14 protein-coding genes are annotated in these 17,802 nt (G+C 60.8%); 6 read left to right on the forward strand and 8 right to left on the reverse strand.

What is annotated here, in order from left to right; translation table 11 throughout:
* Nucleotides 1-37: 37 nt before the first annotated feature.
* Nucleotides 38-985 (reverse strand): NAD(P)H-binding protein, encoded by a 948-nt coding sequence (locus tag DVJ77_RS15940; RefSeq protein ID WP_114846503.1) that lies wholly within the window; start codon nucleotides 983-985, stop codon nucleotides 38-40.
* Between the two features lie 103 nt (nucleotides 986-1,088).
* Here DVJ77_RS15940 and DVJ77_RS15945 point away from each other — a divergent pair, with 103 nt between their 5' ends.
* Complete coding sequence (locus DVJ77_RS15945; RefSeq protein WP_114846504.1) at nucleotides 1,089-1,994, forward strand: LysR family transcriptional regulator; 906 nt, start codon at nucleotides 1,089-1,091, stop codon at nucleotides 1,992-1,994.
* Here the strand turns inward: DVJ77_RS15945 and DVJ77_RS15950 are convergent.
* A complete protein-coding gene (locus tag DVJ77_RS15950; protein WP_318530930.1) occupies nucleotides 1,978-2,610 on the reverse strand; it encodes a flavin reductase family protein in 633 nt (210 codons plus the stop codon). The genes DVJ77_RS15945 and DVJ77_RS15950 overlap by 17 nt on opposite strands.
* Nucleotides 2,611-2,700: 90 nt before the next feature.
* Between DVJ77_RS15950 and DVJ77_RS15955 the strand changes: the two genes are divergently transcribed.
* From DVJ77_RS15955 to DVJ77_RS15975, 5 genes are all read left to right on the forward strand, one after another.
* Nucleotides 2,701-3,408: an ArsR/SmtB family transcription factor gene (locus DVJ77_RS15955; RefSeq protein ID WP_114846506.1), complete on the forward strand. Its 708-nt coding sequence runs from the start codon at nucleotides 2,701-2,703 to the stop codon at nucleotides 3,406-3,408.
* Between the two features lie 511 nt (nucleotides 3,409-3,919).
* Nucleotides 3,920-4,270 (forward strand): hypothetical protein, encoded by a 351-nt coding sequence (locus tag DVJ77_RS15960; RefSeq protein ID WP_114846507.1) that lies wholly within the window; start codon nucleotides 3,920-3,922, stop codon nucleotides 4,268-4,270.
* A gap of 159 nt (nucleotides 4,271-4,429) precedes the next feature.
* A complete protein-coding gene (locus DVJ77_RS15965) occupies nucleotides 4,430-4,858 on the forward strand; it encodes an S-adenosylmethionine decarboxylase (RefSeq protein ID WP_114846508.1) in 429 nt (142 codons plus the stop codon).
* A gap of 96 nt (nucleotides 4,859-4,954) precedes the next feature.
* A complete protein-coding gene (locus DVJ77_RS15970) occupies nucleotides 4,955-6,598 on the forward strand; it encodes an NRAMP family divalent metal transporter (protein ID WP_114846509.1) in 1,644 nt (547 codons plus the stop codon).
* A 156-nt stretch (nucleotides 6,599-6,754) separates the two neighbouring features.
* The gene (locus DVJ77_RS15975) at nucleotides 6,755-8,179 is read left to right on the forward strand and encodes a carbohydrate porin (protein ID WP_114846510.1); all 1,425 of its coding nucleotides are present in this window, start codon (nucleotides 6,755-6,757) and stop codon (nucleotides 8,177-8,179) included.
* 121 nt (nucleotides 8,180-8,300) lie between these two features.
* Here DVJ77_RS15975 and DVJ77_RS15980 read toward each other — a convergent pair whose 3' ends face one another.
* The 6 genes from DVJ77_RS15980 to DVJ77_RS16005 form a co-directional block, all read right to left on the reverse strand.
* Nucleotides 8,301-9,239: a DUF2167 domain-containing protein gene (locus DVJ77_RS15980; protein ID WP_114846511.1), complete on the reverse strand. Its 939-nt coding sequence runs from the start codon at nucleotides 9,237-9,239 to the stop codon at nucleotides 8,301-8,303.
* A gap of 38 nt (nucleotides 9,240-9,277) precedes the next feature.
* Entirely contained in the window at nucleotides 9,278-9,739 is a 462-nt protein-coding gene (locus tag DVJ77_RS15985; protein ID WP_114846512.1) for a hypothetical protein, read from the reverse strand.
* Between the two features lie 181 nt (nucleotides 9,740-9,920).
* A complete protein-coding gene (locus DVJ77_RS15990) occupies nucleotides 9,921-11,912 on the reverse strand; it encodes a DUF3300 domain-containing protein (RefSeq protein WP_225428040.1) in 1,992 nt (663 codons plus the stop codon).
* Nucleotides 11,913-13,099: 1,187 nt separating this feature from the next.
* A complete protein-coding gene (dbpA, locus tag DVJ77_RS15995; RefSeq protein WP_114846514.1) occupies nucleotides 13,100-14,479 on the reverse strand; it encodes an ATP-dependent RNA helicase DbpA in 1,380 nt (459 codons plus the stop codon).
* 374 nt (nucleotides 14,480-14,853) lie between these two features.
* Nucleotides 14,854-16,287 carry a sugar porter family MFS transporter gene (locus DVJ77_RS16000; RefSeq protein ID WP_114846575.1) on the reverse strand — a complete coding sequence of 478 codons (1,434 nt, stop codon included), beginning with the start codon at nucleotides 16,285-16,287 and terminating at the stop codon, nucleotides 14,854-14,856.
* Between the two features lie 137 nt (nucleotides 16,288-16,424).
* Entirely contained in the window at nucleotides 16,425-17,795 is a 1,371-nt protein-coding gene (locus DVJ77_RS16005; RefSeq protein WP_114846515.1) for a DUF2867 domain-containing protein, read from the reverse strand.
* Nucleotides 17,796-17,802: the final 7 nt, after the last annotated feature.

Raw genomic sequence — 17,802 nt, forward strand, 5'->3', positions numbered from 1 at the left:
GGGGGTCAAACCTTGCATGCGAGAAGGTTGTCGGACATCACAAACAACCATTACCCGCCAACGTCGCGCGCATCGCATCATCGATAGGCGTGTAAGGCTTGGCGCCGAGAAAAGCGAGCAATTTGCGGTCGTCCAGCTTGATCGGCGCGCGCCACAAATAACGCATCTTGCGCAGCTCGCGCAGGGTCTGCATAAAGGGCGCCGCCAGCGTGACCAGCCACCAGGGAAAGCGGCCCAAGGCAATGCTGGGATTGTTCGCGGAGCGGCGGATCGTCGCGGTCATCTCATGGCCATCCAGCCAATAACCGCCGAAGTGAAATACCTCAAATCGGCCCAGCTCACCGGCACGATCGACCAGCCGAGCCAGTGTTTCGCCGACATCCGGCAGATAGGCCCATGCGTGCCCGATCTCGCTTGGGCCGGGGTATTGCACCGTGCGAACAGGCGCACCCTGTTTAATCAGACCTTGCGACAGCCAGTTGTTGCCGGGCTGCGGCCCGAAGAAATCACCGCAGCGCAGGATCAGCGCAGGCGCGCCGGTCTCGGCCGCCGCGGCAAGGCGGCGTTCCATCTCGACACGGATTTCGCCCTTGCGAGTCAGTGGATGTTGCGGCGAATGCTCAGTCAGCGCGGGAAAGGCATCCGGCCCGAAGTTGTAGATGGTGCCCGGCAGCACGATCCGCGCGCCGACTGCCTTGGCCGCGGCAATCGTGTTGTCGAGCATCGGCAATACCAGCTTGTCCCAGTCACGGTAGCCCGGTGGATTGACCGCATGGACGATCAGCTCGACGCCTTCGGCGGCGCGCAGTACATCGGCGGCGTTCATGGCGTCGCCGGTGAACCACTCGATACCGGTCTGCGCGTTGGCCCTGGGCGTGCGCACCAGGGCACGTACCCGCCAGCCGTGGCGCAGGAGTGCAACGCACGACTCATGGCCGATGCCGCCGTTGGCGCCGATAACCAATACTGTTTTCTGTGTGTTCATGGCTGGATCCTCGTGACCGTGTTTGCCTGGATGAGGTCTAGCTTGCGCCCCGCTCATTCATAAGAAAATTGCCTAATAGTGTTGATTAGATATACAAATATGCATGGCTAGCCACGACCCAAGCTGGGAGCTTTACCGATCCTTTCTCGCCGTGATGCGTGAAGGGAGCCTGTCCGCGGCCGCGCGCACCTTGGGCATGACCCAGCCCAGCCTGGGCCGGCATATGCGCGAGCTGGAATCGAATCTCGGCATTGCCCTGTTCGCCCGCTCGCCGCAGGGCCTTACGCCGACCGACGTCGCCCATGAACTGCTGCCCCATGCCAAGGCCATGGCGGCGGCTTCAGCGGTGCTGCGACGCACGGCATCGGCAAGCCATGACGATATTCGCGGAGTGGTGCGAGTGAGCGCCAGCGAGGTGATCGGTGCCGAAGTGCTGCCGCCGATCCTGGCGGATTTTCGGCAGCAGCATCCCGGCATCGTGATCGAGCTGTCGCTGTCCAATCAGTTCGAGGATCTGCTGCGCCGCGATGCCGATATCGCGATACGCATGGTTCGCCCGACCCAGGACGCTCTCATCGCACGCCATATCGGCAAGGTGGCGCTGGGCATGTATGCCCATCAGCGTTACCTCAAAGCGAATGGGCGTCCGAAAACCATGGATGAACTCGCCACCCACGCCTTGATCGGTTTCGACCGCGAGGCACCGTATATCCGCAATATGCGCCCGCAAGGGCTGCCCTTTATCCGCGAAAACTTTTCACTGCGTACCGACAGCGACCTCGCCGCATTGGCCGCGATTCGCGCGGGCTATGGCATCGGCATCTGCCAGGTAGGCATCGCCAGCCGCGAGCCCAAGCTGGTTCGATTGATGCAGGCCGATCTTGAGGTCAATCTGGACACCTGGGTCGTGATGCACGAAGACCTCAAGCGCAGCCTGCGCAATCGCAAGCTGTTCGATCATCTTGCCGCCGCGCTCGCCGAATATGCGCAGCTCAGACCTGGGCCTTGAACGTCTTGCCCAGTGCTGCGCCACGGCCCACGTAATGCCGGAACAGATAGAACAGCGGTGCATAGCGCACGGGGTCGATGTGCTGCGTAGCGGGGACCACGATGTCGGCGTGCGCATGCACGTGGAGCACTTCGAGTTCGAGGATGCTGAAGCCGTCGGCGTCATCGCGCCAGGCTTCGAGCGAACGGAAGGTGCTTTGGACCAGCACGGCTTCCAGTTGCAGCGGGCACTCGGCGATACGTGGTGCGGCGACCGTCAGTGATGGCTGTGCATGCAGGCCGGCGAGAGCGAACTTGTCCGCTTCATGCCGATACCCGTGCTCGCGCTTCCATGCGGGGAGCGGGTTGCGACCACTGGTCGGGGCAAGCCGTTCCACTGCTTCGTGCATATCCTCGCCGGCCAGATTGAGTACGCACTCGCCTTCGCGCAGCAAGTTGGCCAACCCCTGGCCGCCGCCGCTAAGGCCGATCACCACGCGATCGGCCAGCGCCCAGGCAGAGGACATCGGCGTGATATTGGTTGAACCGTCGACGTTGCGCGTCGTAATCAGCACCACTGGCGTGCCGAAGTACAGGATGGATGGGTGAATAACCAAGGTGTCGGGGGTGCGATACATGTCCATGCCGGCAGTGTTGTACGTATAAGACCGGCAAAGTTTCGCTGTTGAACGAAACGTATCGCTGCGATCAGCCGCTAGACTGCGCGCATGAGCGATAGCGCCTCCGCAAATCGATATCAATTGGCCGAGCTGGGTGCGCTGTTGGCCGAGCCGGCGCGTGCCGCGATGTTGCTGGCATTGGCCGATGGCACGGCACGACCTGCCGGCGAACTCGCTCATGCGGCGGGCGTGGGTGCGGCTACTGCCAGTGCACATTTGAAACGTTTGCTGGAAGGCGGTTTGCTCGGTGTCCATGTGCAGGGGCGTCATCGTTACTACCGGCTGGCCAGCGATGAAGTCGCCGCCTTGCTCGAAGCGATGGCGATGCCGCGAATGGCATTGCCTTTGCCGCGACCGGCCGGCGCCGATCTTGCCTTGCGGCGGGCTCGTAGCTGCTACCGGCATTTGGCCGGCGAGCTGGGTGTGGCGATGTGCGATGCCCTGCTGGAACGTGGCTATCTGCATACACAAAGCGCCGGGTTGCAGCTATTGCCGGTCGGTGTCGAGGCCCTGATTCATGCCGGCCTGGAAGAAACGCATGCCGAGAAACTGTTGCGCTTATCCGGTCGCGGTTGCCTTGATTGGACAGAACGCCGCCTGCACGTTGGCGGGCCGCTTGGCGTGGCGATGACGACAGCGATGCTTGATGCCGGTTGGCTGCGGCGCGCCTCAAGCGGGCGGGCTTTGGTGCCGAGCGCGGATGGATTGCGGCGGCTGGGCAGCCTGGGTGTACGCATCGATCCGCAGAGATCGTAAACAGGCTCTTAGTCACGCGTCTATCGATACGCGCCCTGATTTGCCCTTCTTATGTTTGCTGCGAAAAGGGACTCCTTTCGGTCACAGGGGGAGGGGATGAGGTTTGGAGCAAGAGCAGCGTGGCTGTGAATGACGCCAGCGTTTTAGCCGTCCATTCTGTTACACCATATCGCTTCAAATCATGCGAACAGCTCGTGTCTGTCGAGCCAATAGTCCGCTCGACTGAGTCGCCATCTCAAAGTCGAAAAAATCGTTGACACCCCATACTCCCCTGAGTATGGTTCGCACGCCTTCTGGGTCACCCGAGGCACTTGTCTGGTTACCTACCTGCGAGAAATGGACAGTTATCCCCCTAGTAGCAACGCCAACGTTGAATTCAAAGATTCGATGTTGGCGAAGCCCGTACACAACTTGGACGCTTGCAGCGACCGCATTCGGTCGGCTGGCGCTTTCCTAGACTAGGGAAGTCCCGCCGCCTCCTGCGCCGTTGCCGGTGCACGGGAGGTGAGCTATGAATCTCATGAAATCCGTCGCAGGACGCCGTCGGCGTGCCTGCAACAAGCCTGTTCGCGACAAGCATGTGCGGCGCCTGACTGAGTCAGGTCGGCCCTATGTCATTCGTTATTCGATGACCTCTCGCGGCCCACGCCGCGAGGTGGTGGAGCTGCGCGCCAACAGGCCGTTGGCGACGTGGTCGCGCAACGAAATAACCGGTGCTCTGGAATGTCGTTGGAGCATGCACCGATCAGCCGCGTCGGTATCGGATGAGCATGTGCGCCCGCCGGAATCGCGACATCTCGTCAACATCGTGAACCTGCATCGCCAGGGTATGCACGCGGACTTGCGCCCTCCCTCACGCTGATCTCGCATCGCCGGCTGCGGCCGGCGAGTTATCCAGCGGTATCCAACATCCCCGTACGAGCCGATGCGCTCGGCGTTGCTTATGCAGATCGCACAGATCCGCAGGCCAACGCACGCCCGTATCCGCTCGAAGTGAGCGAATCAAGCCGAGTACATATCCATGAACAGCACCCACTTTCTAGGCGAATGGTTTGACTGCGGCGCCTCGATCAATGCCATGAGCGACCCGGCGGCGATCCGCGCCTTATGCGTAGAGCATGTGATGCGTCATCGCCTGACCATCGCATATGACTTTTTCACCCACTCGGCGCACGAGGGCGTTATCGGCGCCTTGATTGCCGAGGACATGCACATGGTGGTGCGCACTTTTCCCGCGCGCCGCGCGATGAATGTCGATCTCTACGCCAGACAACATCGCCATAGCGATATCGCTATGGCCTTCGAGGTCATGGATGGCTTGCGCGATGACTTCAGGCCGGCGCGCAGCGTCTTGCACCGCGTGCAGCAGGGCGTGGAATCGTATCCGGCCGGCCGTGTGGCGGTGGCGCCGACGCAGGCGTTTGCCGGGGCGAGGTGGCTGGCGGCTTAGCACTGGCTTTTGGCTGCGCCTGCCATCAAAGGCGCATGGCGATTTCTCTAAACCATGTGAGCGGCGTCAAGCCGCTCGCACACTGCTGGATGTCACATGCTCGATACGCTGACAACAAACGAAAACCACGGCACGGCGGTGCTCGATAGCGCCCATGTGGGCGACATCAAAGGGGCGCTGGGAACCATCGCCCAGAACGATACGGCCAGACGCAATAGTTGGGGAGCGCGCTGGCGAACCTTGCTGGCGATTCTCGGGCCTGGCCTGATCGTGATGGTGGGGGATAACGACGCCGGTGCCTTCAGCACCTATACCCAGGCCGGACAAAACTACGGCACGACCTTGCTGTGGACATTGACGCTGCTGATCCCGGTGCTCTACGTGAATCAGGAAATGGTGCTGCGCCTAGGCACGGTGACCGGTGTCGGCCATGCCCGTTTGATTCTGGAACGGTTCGGCAAATTCTGGGGTGCGTTCAGCGTCATCGATTTATTCATACTCAACGCGTTGACCATCGTTACTGAATTCATCGGCATCAGCTTAGGGCTGGATCATTTAGGCATTCCGCGCGGCTGGGGCGTGGCGGTGTCGGCGCTGCTCATCATCATGGCGGCCAGTACCGGTAATTTCCGGCGCTTCGAGCGGTTCTCGCTGATGTTGGTGGTGGGCAGCCTGTTGCTGATACCGGTGTTGGTGATGATCCACCCACCGCTAGGTCAGCTTTCGCATGATCTGGTCGTGCCGGGCATGCCCAAGGATGCGCCGCTGAGCGAAGTGATGCTGCTCATCATCGCCATCGTCGGTACCACCGTGGCGCCATGGCAGCTATTTTTTCAGCAGAGCTATGTCATCGACAAGCGCATCACGCCGCATTTCATGACCTACGAAAAAATCGACCTGGTCATCGGCATTGTGCTGGTGATTATCGGCGCCGTGGCGATGATGGGTTTCAGTGCCGCGACGTTCGCCGGAAAGCCCGAGGCGGGTCAGTTTGTCGATGCCGCGGCGGTAGCCGCCGGTGTGGCGAAATATGTCGGCGCAACCCCGGCGGCGCTGTTCTCGATTGCCCTGATCGATGCAAGCATCATCGGTGCGGCGGCGGTGTCGTTGTCCACGGCTTACGCGATTGGCGATGTGCTTTCACTGCGTCATTCGTTGCATCGCAAACCCAAAGAGGCCAAAACGTTTTATAGCGTCTACGCCTTGTTGATCGCGATTGCGGCCGCGCTGGTACTGATCCCGAACGCACCGCTGGGCCTTATCACCAACGCCGTGCAGACCCTGGCTGGCGTGCTGTTGCCGGGAGCCTCGGTTTTCCTGCTGCTTCTTTGCAACGACAAGGCGGTACTGGGGCCTTGGGTGAACTCCAAGTACACCAATCTCTTTACCGGTGCCGTGGTTGCGATCCTGGTATTGCTATCGATCATTCTCACCGCGTCGGTGCTGTATCCATCCATCACCAGTACACAGATTCTGGCGATTCTGATCGGCGGCATGGCGATGGCCGCGGTCGGCGCGGCGAGCATGGCGATCGTGCGTCGTGTGCGGGGCCTGCCCGCGGCCGAGGTCATCGACCGGACCGGTCGCGAACATTGGCGCATGCCACCGCTTGAGCAATTGCCGCCAGCACAGTTGAGCATGCGTCGGCGCCTGTGGCTGGGCGTGCTGCGCGCCTATCTGGCGGCGGCATTAATCATGACGATCATCAAGGTGACGCAGATGATTCTAGCCAAGCACTAATACGCATAGACGTCTATTTGATTCATTACGCGCCGGTCGCACGACCGGCGCGACGGACTCGCTTTGTCTGTCGACAGCGTATTCGTCAATGACTTCCGTTGCCAATCCTTCCACTCCAATCCTTCCATCTTCAATCATGTTGTTTCAGGGGTTTGTATGTTCAAGAAGTTCACGCCATATATGCACCGCGCCTTGTGGCTGGCGATAGCCGTCGGCTGCTATGGCACCGCCGCACAGGCACAAACGATCAGGGCCGATACCGCCATTGCATCCAATGACGACCGCGTGCCGGTGCCTGCCCGCGTCGCGCAAGCGACCGAAGAGGGCGATACCAGCGAGGACCGCTGGAGCGCACACGCGCAAAGCACCTATGTGTGGCAGCACAAGAACGCGTTCAGTGCGCCGTATAGCGGACCGCAAAGCCTGGGTACCAGGCCGGAGCACAGTTATACCTTCACCTTTACCGCCTATCTGGGGGCGCGCTTCTGGAAGGGTGGCGAGCTTTACGTCAATCCCGAGGCGGTGCAGGGTCTGCCGCTGTCCGGCTTGTTCGGCCTGGCCAGTATTCAGAACGGGGAAATTCAAAAGAACGGCGGCACCACCCTGCGTGGCTATTACGCGCGCGCCTTTTTGCGGCAGACCTTCAATCTTGGTGGTGAGACATTTCATGTCGAGGCCGGTCCGAATCAACTGGCCAGCAACTATCAGCGTCAGCGCCTGGTTTTTACTGTCGGCAAGATCACCCAGACCGATATTTTCGAGAAGAGCAACTATGCCAATGATCCGCGCACGCAGTTTCTGAACTGGGCGCTGATTACCCATGGCGCCTGGGATTACGCCGCCGATGCCCGTGCCTACACCATCGGTGCGGCGGCCGAATTCTATTGGGACGACTGGGCGGTGCGCGTTGGGCGTTTCATGGAACCGAAAGTAGCTAACGGTCCCAAGCTCAACTATCAAATCGGCCGTTTTCATGGCGATCAATTCGAACTCGAACACGACCACAAAATCGGCGATTTGCCGGGCCTGGTCCGCGTGATGGTATTTCGCAACCGGGCTTTTGCCGGTAACTACCGCGACGCGATTAATGCGGCCCAGGTCAATGGCGGCGTGCCGGATGTAACCAGCGTGCGCAAGGATGCGAACAAGACCGGCTACGGCCTGAGCGTGGAACAGCGCATCACCGACGACATCGGTGTATTCGCACGTGCCAGTTATGCCGATGACAAGGTCGAGGAATATGCCTTCACCGAAATCGACAAAACGGTATCGGGCGGGATTTCCATCAAGGGCATTCGTTGGCAGCGTCCCGATGACACGATCGGTATCGCTTTCTCATCGGCCGGCTTGAATCGGGATCATCGCGACTATCTCGCCGCGGGCGGGTTGGGCGGTTTTCTCGGTGACGGGCAACTCAGCCGCTATGGACGCGAGAAAGCGCTGGAGATCTACTACAACTTCCAAATCGCCAAAGGCGTGCAATTCACCGCCGACTTTCAGCGTATTACCAACCCCGGCTATAACGCGGATCGGCAAGGGCCGATTCAAATCATCGGTGGGCGGTTTCACGTAGAAATCTGAAGCGGAAAGTCTCAGTCCGCTCCCTGCATGAGGCAGGGAGCGGTCCTAAGAGCCTGAACTTCAAAAGCGGCGGGTCAGCATGGGGCCCTCGTGGCGTGTCGCGGCCAGAAGGCGCTAAACCTCAGGTGCTCTTGTTGCGCTTGAACAGCTTGGCAAAAAAGCCGCCGATCGCAGCGATGCCGATCAGCAGGAATTTCTTCAAGCCAAGCAGGATCAAGCCGAGCTTGGCAAACAGGCCCGCCTTGGCGGCAATACCGCCGGCAACCAGGGCGCCGATGCCGTAGGCGGCAAGTTTGTCGGTGCTGGAGTTGTAGTCGGCATAGCGCTGACCTTGATCGAATTCGGTCATGGCCAACACTTGCGGCATGTCGGCGCGAACCTTATTGAGCTGATCGATCGGTGCGACGGCATTGAGCGACAAATAGCCCTGACGGCCGAGTACGCGAATCGCATAGTTCAGCGAGTGGCCGTCTTCGGCACCGTTGCTTTTCTTGAACTTCAGGTCGCGTGCCCAATACAGCTTGTGCGATGCGGCGTCGTAATGCGGCGGCTCGGCCCAGCCGACCAATTCGATGGCTGGATAACCTTGTTTGATGCGCTCGGGATTCTCTTCTTCGGCGCCCTTCTGCATGTCTTTGAGCATGTCGCTGTAGTCGATCTTGGCGGCATCGGCATCGGACACGTAGCCTTCGTCGGTATAGCTGACTACCACCGCCCAGGCATCGCCATCCAGCAGCACCTTGGGGTCGGTGCCGGGCAAGATCATGCCAAGCACATCGCTGTCGGGCGGGTTGCCCCAAAGCTCGTTCAACACGCGTTGCGCATCCGTGGCGCGCAAAAAGCTATAGCCGGGTGCGAGCTTCAGCGAGGCCTGTGCCTTGGTGATGCTGACCGTGCCGGTTTGCAGTTGCAGCGATTTGAGAAAAGCATCGGTCTTGGCCGATTCATCGGCAGCGGCAGCCGGGGTTGCGGCATCGTCTGCCATGGCAATGGTCGGCCATGGCGTCAGCGCGAAGGCAGCCAGCAGGCACAGGGCTGGCAAGAAACGTGGGCGTGTCATGAGGATCCTATCGTCCGTTGAAGAGGGTTTATGGCAAGTCACTTTGCGTTTTCGGCCAGCGTCAGCGTGAAAAAGTCTTCGCCGGCCTGAAGTGATACGAGGTAGTTATGGTTGAGTTTCATCATCAGCTTGGAGCCATTGATAGGGTCCTTTTCAAGATCCACTTCGGACAGAATGATTTTCTGACTTTCGTGGTCCACGTCGATGACTTGATAGCCGTGCGCATGCGCGTAGCTTTCCACCAGCTTGATAAGGGCGTCGGGCGTCAGCTTGGTCTGGGCGATGTAGTTGAAGTTCACCAGCCGGGTGGTGTTGAAGCCAGGCTCTTCCTGACTGTCCAGCCACTTGGTGACGCCCAGTTCGCTGGCCGGTACAAACCATGCTGGATAGGCGGCTGGCGCCTTGTGATTGTAGAGCGGGCTGTCTTGCGCGACGGCTGGTGCGACGAAGGCGACAAACAGCATTACGGCGGCTACTAAGCCGCCAAAACGCGAACGCATGGATGAATTCCCCTGGAAAATGAACGCCGCATGTTAAACCACGCGCGTGCGGCCTGCATGATACGACTGGTTTGTTTACGCCGAGCTTGCAGGGCATTAGTTTTTTAGTGGTCGCGCTCAGCAATAAAAAGCCCGGCCATCACTGACCGGGCTTTGCAGGTTTGGCGCATTGCCGCCCAGATTATTTGTGCGAGTCGTCCGCTTTTGGATGGTGCGCTGGTTCCTGGGCCTTTTGCGGCCTGTTTTGTTCTGCCGGGTGGTTTTCATGCGGCGGCGGTGGCGGTGGCGGAGCCTGGCGCGGAGCCGCCGGCGGGGCTTGCGGACGAGGTGCTTCCTGCGGGGGCGGTTCGTGCCTTACCGGCGGCGCCTGCTGCATGCGTTCAATAGGCTGCGGACGCGGCTGGGGTGGTGCGGCGCGCTCGAAAGGTTGTGGGCGTGGCGGGAGTGGTGCGGCGTGTTCGATCGGTTGCGGGCGCGGCAGAGGCGCCGCAGTGTGGATCGGCGCGACGGCAGGTAGCATCTGCATCGAATTTTGATGCGGTGCCGGGGCCGGCACATGATTATTGGCGGTCTCGTTCAGCCGATTATGAGCGGGCTCATTGCGCAAGGCCGGTTGGATTTGCGGCATGGCGTGAGGCTGCTGCGCCATTTGATTCGGAGTCTGATTCGGAGTCGCCGGCGGCGGCGCCGGATGGAAGCTGGCCAAGGCATGCGGTGCCGCTTGCGGCGTGACCGCGCGTGCACTGTTCAACATCATCGCGGGGTTTTTGGCCGCGTTGAAATTAGGCATGGTCATGGGCATGGTCATGTGACCGGGCTGCACCTGTGCATGTGCGGGCTGACCGGGCTGTGCCTGTACCAGCGCGGGCGGTGCTTGCACCGGAGCAACTGGGGTGGGCGCGCGGCCGAGGAAGTTGTGATTGTTGATCTGCTGGTTGTTGACGTTGTTCGTTACGTTGTGATTTTGCAGCAACGGGTTGCGGCTGTTGTCGATGTTATTGACCGTGTTGTTCGCGTTATTGAAGGTGTTGCGGTTGTTGTTGATGGTGCCGTTGTTATTAACCGTATTGTGGTTATTGTTGATGGTACCGCTGTTATTGACCGTGACGTTGCGGTTATTGCTGTTGATATTATTGTTGTTGCCGTTGATGTTATTGGTAGTGTAACGATTGATTATGGTGGTCGAGCGCGAGACATAGGTCTGGTTGTTGTAAACCACCGCCGGCCGCTGCCAATCGCCGCCGCCGCCGTTATAGCCACCACCACCGCCCCAGTTCATGCCCCAGGAATGCCAGCCGCCGCCATCGCGCCAGCCGTCATCGTCGTGATGGTGATGCTCCAGCAGCGCACCCACCACGATGCCGACACCAAAACTCAATGCACCCGCCGCCACCACGTCGCCGGTGTCATAAGACGGGCGTACGTAGCGGTAGCTGGGATAGGTCACGATCTCTTCGCCATACACTGTTTCCGGGTCGTAGCTGGGCACATAGACCGTGTCCGGTTGCGCCGGCTCGATTTCGATCACTCTTTCAGGCGCGGGTACTACGGTCGGCCCGGCGTAGACCGGTGGATAGTTATCGCTCGGGACATAGGCGGGCTGCTGCGCGGCCACGGCCACCGGTTGAGTGTTTACCCGCAGGTGCGACGAATTGCGCAGGCTACCGTGCGCGGTGGCGCGCTGGCGCATGACCTGGATCGCATTGAGTACGTCCGTGGGGTCGTTGACATAGGCTTCGCCCAACGCCTTGGTCCAGTCCGCGTTCTGCGCCATCTGGTCGAGCACCGAAGGAAACAAGGTCAGTCCCTTCACGCTGGTATCCCAGGGCTGCGGATCGACCGCCGCCTGCAGCAGGGTGCCCTTCAAGTTCGGATTGCGTGTGAGCAGGTTGTCCGCCGCGGTGATCTGGTCCGGGTAAGTCGAGCCGGCCAGCACCTGCGCCACCAGCTTGTCCGGGAACAGCGCGATCGGTGCCACCAACTGGTAGAGCTGATCGGCCGATGGTGGTGTATAGGCCGGTGGCTGTTGCGCCGCGTTGGCTACCGGCGCCGTGCTTGCCGGAGCGGGTCCTGCCGGCGCTGGTGCCGGCTGCTGATTGCAGCCGACCAGGCCCAGCGTGCCTACACAAAGGCTAGCGCCGAGTGCCATGCCGAGAAAACGTTGAGTACTCACTGGGAATGACTCCGGGTTGTAGCGCAATGTGGAAAGGCTTGGGTGATTTCTTGCGAACAGCACGTGCGGTAATAAATGCAGAAGCTATTTTTTGTTAATAAAAAATAACGTTTGCCATGTCGTTTTTCTTGCCCCTTGTTACGGCCCGAGTATGCCCACGACTAGCCAGTCATTGGCGTAATACGGGATAAATCCGCCATCGTTTTTTGTATCGCATAAGCATGCAGTCAGGTTGGCTGGGCATGTGCGGACAAACTATCGCGGATGAGGGGAGCGATAACGCGCGGGCATCTGATGTGTTGACATGGTGTGCGGGAGATTAGGGAATGCTTAGGGGCGTTGGGGTGTGGTTCGCTCGGGGGTATTTGGTGGTGCTGGGGTGGTCGTGGTTTGGTTGTGATGTTTTTTCCTTCTATTGGCTGTGTGTCGGTGGAATTTGTTTTGCCGTTTAGACGGCTAATTAGTGGTGTGGCTAGGTTGTCGCCTGCGGCGGGCTTTCGAACCCCTGCCGGGGCCCGAGTCACTTTTCTTTGCTTGCTCAAAGAAAAGTAACCAAAAGAAAGAGCACCCCGATGCAGCGCTCTCCGGGCATCCTGCCCTACGAGTGCGTGAGGCTTGACCGGGCTTTTCGACAGGGCTTCCTGCCCTGGCGAAAAGGCATCGACATCCGTGTCGATGCCCCTGCGGGCCTGTCGTCCAAGCCTCACCGCTGCAAAGGGGCCCCGAAGAGCAGCGCGCGTCCTGCGCGCACTCAGGTGCGACTGCACGCAGTCGCCGATGAATGAGAGGGTGAGGCAGCGTGGCTCCCTCCCCTGCTCGCAGGGGAGGGTTGGGGAGGGGTTCAATCTTGCGGCAAGGTTGCACCCCCTCCCAGCCTCCCCCTAGTAGGGGGAGGGGCAAAAGCGGCGCGAGCAGCGGCTTTTGACGTTGCTCTTGACCTTGGGGCCCCTGTGCGTCGGTGAGGGTCGGACGATCAGGCCCGCAGGGGCATCGACAGGGATGTCGATGCCTTTTCGCCAGGGCAGGAAGCCCTGTCGAAAAGCCCGGCCGGCCCTCACGTACCCGAAGGGCGACTCACCGGGGTGCTCTTTCTTTTGGTTACTTTTCTTTGAGCAAGCAAAGAAAAGTGACTCGGACCCCGGCAGGGGTTCGAAAGCCCGCCGCAGGCGAACAACCTAGCGATACCCTCACCCCAGCGGCCGCACCCGAAAATTACGCCCCTTGATCTTGCCCGCGCGAAGCTGTTCCAGCGCCTTATTCGCCAGGTCACGGCGAATGGCCACATAAGCGCGAGTAGCGAACACATCGATCTTGCCGATGGAGTCTGCTTTTAGTCCGGCATCGCCGGTAAGTGCGCCGAGAATATCGCCAGGTCGTAGCTTGTCTTGGCGGCCGGCGTCGATCACCAGGGTTTTCATCGGCGCGAGGTTCAGCGTTTTTCCCTTGGGTGCTGTGATTTTCAGCGGCCGCCAGGCGAGCGGTGTGCCGAGTAGTTCTTCGATATTGCCGGCTTTCGGTCGTTCGCGCGGTGTGCACAAAGTGATGGCATGGCCCGATTGGCCGGCACGGCCGGTGCGGCCGATGCGATGTGTATGTGTTTCGGGGTCGTGTGCGATGTCGTAGCTCACCACCAGCGGTAGCGCCACGATATCCAGGCCACGCGCGGCGACATCGGTGGCGACCAGGACGGAGCAGCTCCGATTGGCGAAGCGCACCAGCACTTCATCGCGGTCGCGCTGCTCCATATCGCCATGCAGTGCCAGCGCGGAGAAGCCGCGGCGGTCGAGTTCATCGGCTACGGCATCCACGTCACGACGCATATTGCAGAACACCAGGGCGTGTTCGGCGTGTTCGCCGGCCAGTAGTTGCGCTAGCGCGTCGATCTTTTGTGCGGGGTCTACTTCGTGGAAGCGTTGTTCGATCGCTGGTTTTTCATCGACGGGTGCTTCGACCGTGATTTCGACCGGTTCGCGCTGCACGCGCTGGCTGACCTTGCGGATCTCGTCGGGATAAGTCGCCGAGAACAGCAGGGTTTGATGATGCTTGGCGATACGCCCGATGATGTCGTCGATGGCCTCGGAGAAGCCCATGTCGAGCATGCGGTCGGCTTCGTCGAGCACCAATACTTTGATGCCGCCACCATGCAGGCTGCCGCGCTTCAAATGCTCCTGCACACGGCCGGGGGTGCCGACCACGATATGCGGATCATGCGTGAGCGAAGCCAGTTGCGGCCCCAGCGGCATGCCGCCGCAGAGTGTCAGCAGTTTCACGTTGGGGATATTCGCGGCCAGTTTGCGAATCGCCTTGCTTACCTGGTCGGCCAGCTCGCGCGTTGGGCACAGCACGAGTGCCTGCAGGCGGATGGTGTCCACATCCAGGCTATGCAACAGGCTGAGGCCGAACGCGGCGGTTTTGCCGCTGCCGGTCTGGGCCTGGGCGATGACGTCGCGTCCTTCGAGCATCGGCGGCAGGCTTTGTGCCTGTACGGGGGTCATTTCGGTGTAGCCCAGGGTCTCGATGCTGGCGAGTAGGGCGGGTTTGAGCGTGAGTGTGTTGAACGTGGTCATGCGACATGATCGCATGGGTGGGTGTTTTCGGCGGTTTTGCTTGGCTGTGGGGCTTTCGCCTGTGTGAGGGTTTGGCTGGCTGGGTCGCCTGCGGCGGGCTTTCGGCCACCTGCCGGTGGTCGAGTCACTTTCTCTTGAGTGGCCAAGAGAAAGTAACCAAAGAGAAGGCTACCCCGGTGAGTCGCCCTTCGGGTGCGTGAGGGTCGGCCGGGCTTTTCGACAGTGCATCCATGCACTGGCGAAAAGGACTCGGCATCCATGCCGAGTCCCCTGCGGGCCTTGTCGTCCGACCCTCACCGACGCACAGGGGCCCCAAGGTCAAGAGCAGGAGCAACGTCAAAAGCACAGCGGGTGCTGCGCACGCTCAGATGTTTTTACTCGCGCATATCCTCTAGTTCCATGCCTTTGGTTTCGCGTACGGCTAGTAGTACGAAGGCCAGGGAGAGCAGGGCGAAGAGGGCGTATAGGCCGTAGGCGAAGCTCAGGCCGAGTTCGGCCAGTGCGGGGAAGCTGCTGGTGATGGTGAAGTTTGCTAGCCATTGGGCGCAGGCTGCGACGGCCAGGGCCATGGCGCGAATGCGGTTGGGGAACATCTCGCCCAGCAGTACCCACACCATCGGGCCCCAGCTCAGGCCGAAGAACACGACGTAGGCATTGGCGGCGACCAGGGCGATGATGTTCCATGGTGCTGGCAGGCTTAGGGTGGCGCCGCTGCCGCTGGCTTGGGAGAAGCACCAGGCCATCAGGCCCAGGGTGATGGCCATGCCTGCGGAGCCGATGGTGAGCAGGGGTTTGCGGCCGATTCGATCGACTAGCGCGATGGCTAGCAAAGTCACCAGCACGTTGACCACCGAAGTGACGACGGTGATCGAGAACGCGTCCGCCTCGCTGAAGCCTACCGAGTGCCACAGCGTGGACGAGTAATAAAAGATCACGTTGATACCGACGAACTGCTGGAACACCGACAGCAGAATGCCGATCCATACCACCGGCAACAGGCCGGCCGATGAGCCGCGCAGATCGCGCAGGCGGGGGCGGTATTCCGAGCGCAGGCTTTGTTCGATGTCGTGCAGCTTGCGGTCGAGGGCGCTTTCGCTGCGCATGTCCAGCACTTGCCGCAGCACGTGCTTCGCTTCGGCCAGGCGGCCTTTGGCTACCAGGTGCCGCGGCGATTCCGGGACTCCCAAGACCAGGGTGCCGTAGATCAGTGCTGGGATAACGGCCACCAGAAACATCCAGCGCCATGCCGCCAGGCCCAGCCATAGCGGCTTGGATGCACCGCCGGCCGAACCGGCCAGCCAGGCGTCGCTCAGCAGGGCGGCGAAGATGCCGAGCACGATCGCCAACTGTTGTAGCGAGCCGAGCCGGCCGCGTATTTGTGCGGGTGAAACCTCGGCGATATAGGTCGGTGCGATCACCGAAGCCATGCCGACACCGATGCCGCCGACTACGCGCCATAGCATCAGATCCCACACGCCGGAGACCAAACCGGAGCCTAGTGCGCTCAAGGCGAGCAACACCGCAGCGACTTGCATCGTGCGCACACGGCCCCAGCGGTCCGCCAGCGGGCCGGCATACCAGGCGCCTGCTGCCGAGCCGAGCAGGGCACACGACACCGCAAAGCCGATGTGTGCGGCGCCGAGCCCAAAGCCACCGCGGATCGCATCGACCGCGCCATTGATGACGGCGGTATCGAAACCGAATAGGAATCCGCCCAAGGCCGCCGCGGAAGCGATCAACACCACGCGAGCGGTAGCGTGCTGCTCCAGTTCGGCGGACTCATCAACCTTGTTCGTTACGTTGTTCATCATGCGCTTTCGATGACCTGCTTCGAGGATCGATCGATTCTGCACGTCTAATCATGGCGTCGGGGGCTGAATACGTATGCGTTGCAATGCGTCATCGCGGCACCGTGCGCGCCATCAGTCACCCGTGCCATACACATCTATGTGAAAGCATGCTCCACGGCCATGCGCAGCATCGCCGGGCTGACATAACGCCGATGCACGCGCTCGATCAGCGCCATGTAGACGTGGCCAAACCCGTTCTTGCATTGCACGCGCGTGGCGAGGGTGAACTCCACGCGTTGACGGTCGACGATGCGTACAGCGACGCAAGAGCGAAAGCGCAGGTGTTTATCGTCCGCGCCGAGGATCACTTGGGCGTAATGATCTTGCTGATCGATGGATTGATCGAGTACGGGGTAGCGTCCATGGAATAGATTGTGTTGTTGCCCCGACAGCAACGAAGACACCGGACAGCCCAAGGGTGAAGTACGTAGCCCCAATGGCCGCACCAAGGCGTTGCGCAAGGCCATCATGCGCGATACCCCATGGGGCGGGTTGTGTATAAAGCCGTCGAGCAGTGCGCCAAGGAGATCGCGAGCGCTGGCGCCGACGAAACGTTCTTCACTCAGGCTGAGCGAGAACATGTCTTGGTGATGAAAGCGACCGTCGAGCTGGCTGCGCAGCAAGCTGTCTTCGGGTAGCTGCGGCAGTTGGATTACCGTGTGTTGCCCGCCGCTTTCGCTGAGGAATCCACTGGCTCTACGCCAACGCGCCCAGCCGCCCCGCAGCACGCCGATACTGCTGCGTGCGTATCGGCAAAGCCTGCTTTGCAACGAATCGGGCGCTGCATCGAGTGCCAGGGCGATGGTGGGAATATGGCGATGTTCGGCGGTTTGCAGCAAGGCGAGCACATTCGACGGCAGTAGCTCGGTCAGCGCTGGAATCGTCGCCTCGTTCGCCAATACCTGCCGACGCAGCGGATCGGCCAGGTCGCCGCCCAGTTCGTTGGTATGGCAAGACAGGGCGAAAAACGTCGGGTGGGTGGAATGCGCGGTGAGCGGCGAGAACTGATGCCAGGTATCGCCGCCGAAGCGCACGGTGAACATGCAGTCCGGCGGGATATTCACGTAGCGCAGGGCGCGCAGAAAGCTGGCGGGATCTTGTGCAAGTTGTGCCGGGGAGGCACTGGAAAAACGCAGTTGAGCACCGCCGCTACCGGAGATCGCCGTGAATACGCGATGCCCGGCATGGCGGTGAAACGGATGTCCCTTCGCGCCCACGGCGAAGCTGTATAGCGAAGTGGGGTCACCCTTGTCGAAGTCGGTGCCGGCGAGTTTCGCGGAGGGTTCATCCAGGGCGTCGATGAAATCGTTGTGCGCCTGCTGCCGCGATAGTGCGGCAGCGTACAAATGATTGCCCGAGCCATGGCCGAGCTGGGCGATCAGCGATACTTCGACCGGCAGGCCGCCGCATTGGGAGGGTATGCGGGCGGTAGGGAAGGTTTCGATGACTCGTGCTTGCAGCGACATCGCGCAC

Source organism: Dyella tabacisoli (assembly GCF_003350925.1).
Taxonomy (GTDB): domain Bacteria; phylum Pseudomonadota; class Gammaproteobacteria; order Xanthomonadales; family Rhodanobacteraceae; genus Dyella_C; species Dyella_C tabacisoli.

Bases quoted from the DNA above. Each gene is read 5' to 3' on its own strand.
- DVJ77_RS15940 (WP_114846503.1), bottom strand. From the start codon at position 985: ATGAACACACAGAAAACAGTATTGGTTATCGGCGCCAACGGCGGCATC.
- DVJ77_RS15945 (WP_114846504.1), top strand. From the start codon at position 1,089: ATGGCTAGCCACGACCCAAGCTGGGAGCTTTACCGATCCTTTCTCGCC.
- DVJ77_RS15950 (WP_318530930.1), bottom strand. From the start codon at position 2,610: ATGTATCGCACCCCCGACACCTTGGTTATTCACCCATCCATCCTGTAC.
- DVJ77_RS15955 (WP_114846506.1), top strand. From the start codon at position 2,701: ATGAGCGATAGCGCCTCCGCAAATCGATATCAATTGGCCGAGCTGGGT.
- DVJ77_RS15960 (WP_114846507.1), top strand. From the start codon at position 3,920: ATGAATCTCATGAAATCCGTCGCAGGACGCCGTCGGCGTGCCTGCAAC.
- DVJ77_RS15965 (WP_114846508.1), top strand. From the start codon at position 4,430: ATGAACAGCACCCACTTTCTAGGCGAATGGTTTGACTGCGGCGCCTCG.
- DVJ77_RS15970 (WP_114846509.1), top strand. From the start codon at position 4,955: ATGCTCGATACGCTGACAACAAACGAAAACCACGGCACGGCGGTGCTC.
- DVJ77_RS15975 (WP_114846510.1), top strand. From the start codon at position 6,755: ATGTTCAAGAAGTTCACGCCATATATGCACCGCGCCTTGTGGCTGGCG.
- DVJ77_RS15980 (WP_114846511.1), bottom strand. From the start codon at position 9,239: ATGACACGCCCACGTTTCTTGCCAGCCCTGTGCCTGCTGGCTGCCTTC.
- DVJ77_RS15985 (WP_114846512.1), bottom strand. From the start codon at position 9,739: ATGCGTTCGCGTTTTGGCGGCTTAGTAGCCGCCGTAATGCTGTTTGTC.
- dbpA (WP_114846514.1), bottom strand. From the start codon at position 14,479: ATGACCACGTTCAACACACTCACGCTCAAACCCGCCCTACTCGCCAGC.
- DVJ77_RS16000 (WP_114846575.1), bottom strand. From the start codon at position 16,287: ATGAACAACGTAACGAACAAGGTTGATGAGTCCGCCGAACTGGAGCAG.
- DVJ77_RS16005 (WP_114846515.1), bottom strand. From the start codon at position 17,795: ATGTCGCTGCAAGCACGAGTCATCGAAACCTTCCCTACCGCCCGCATA.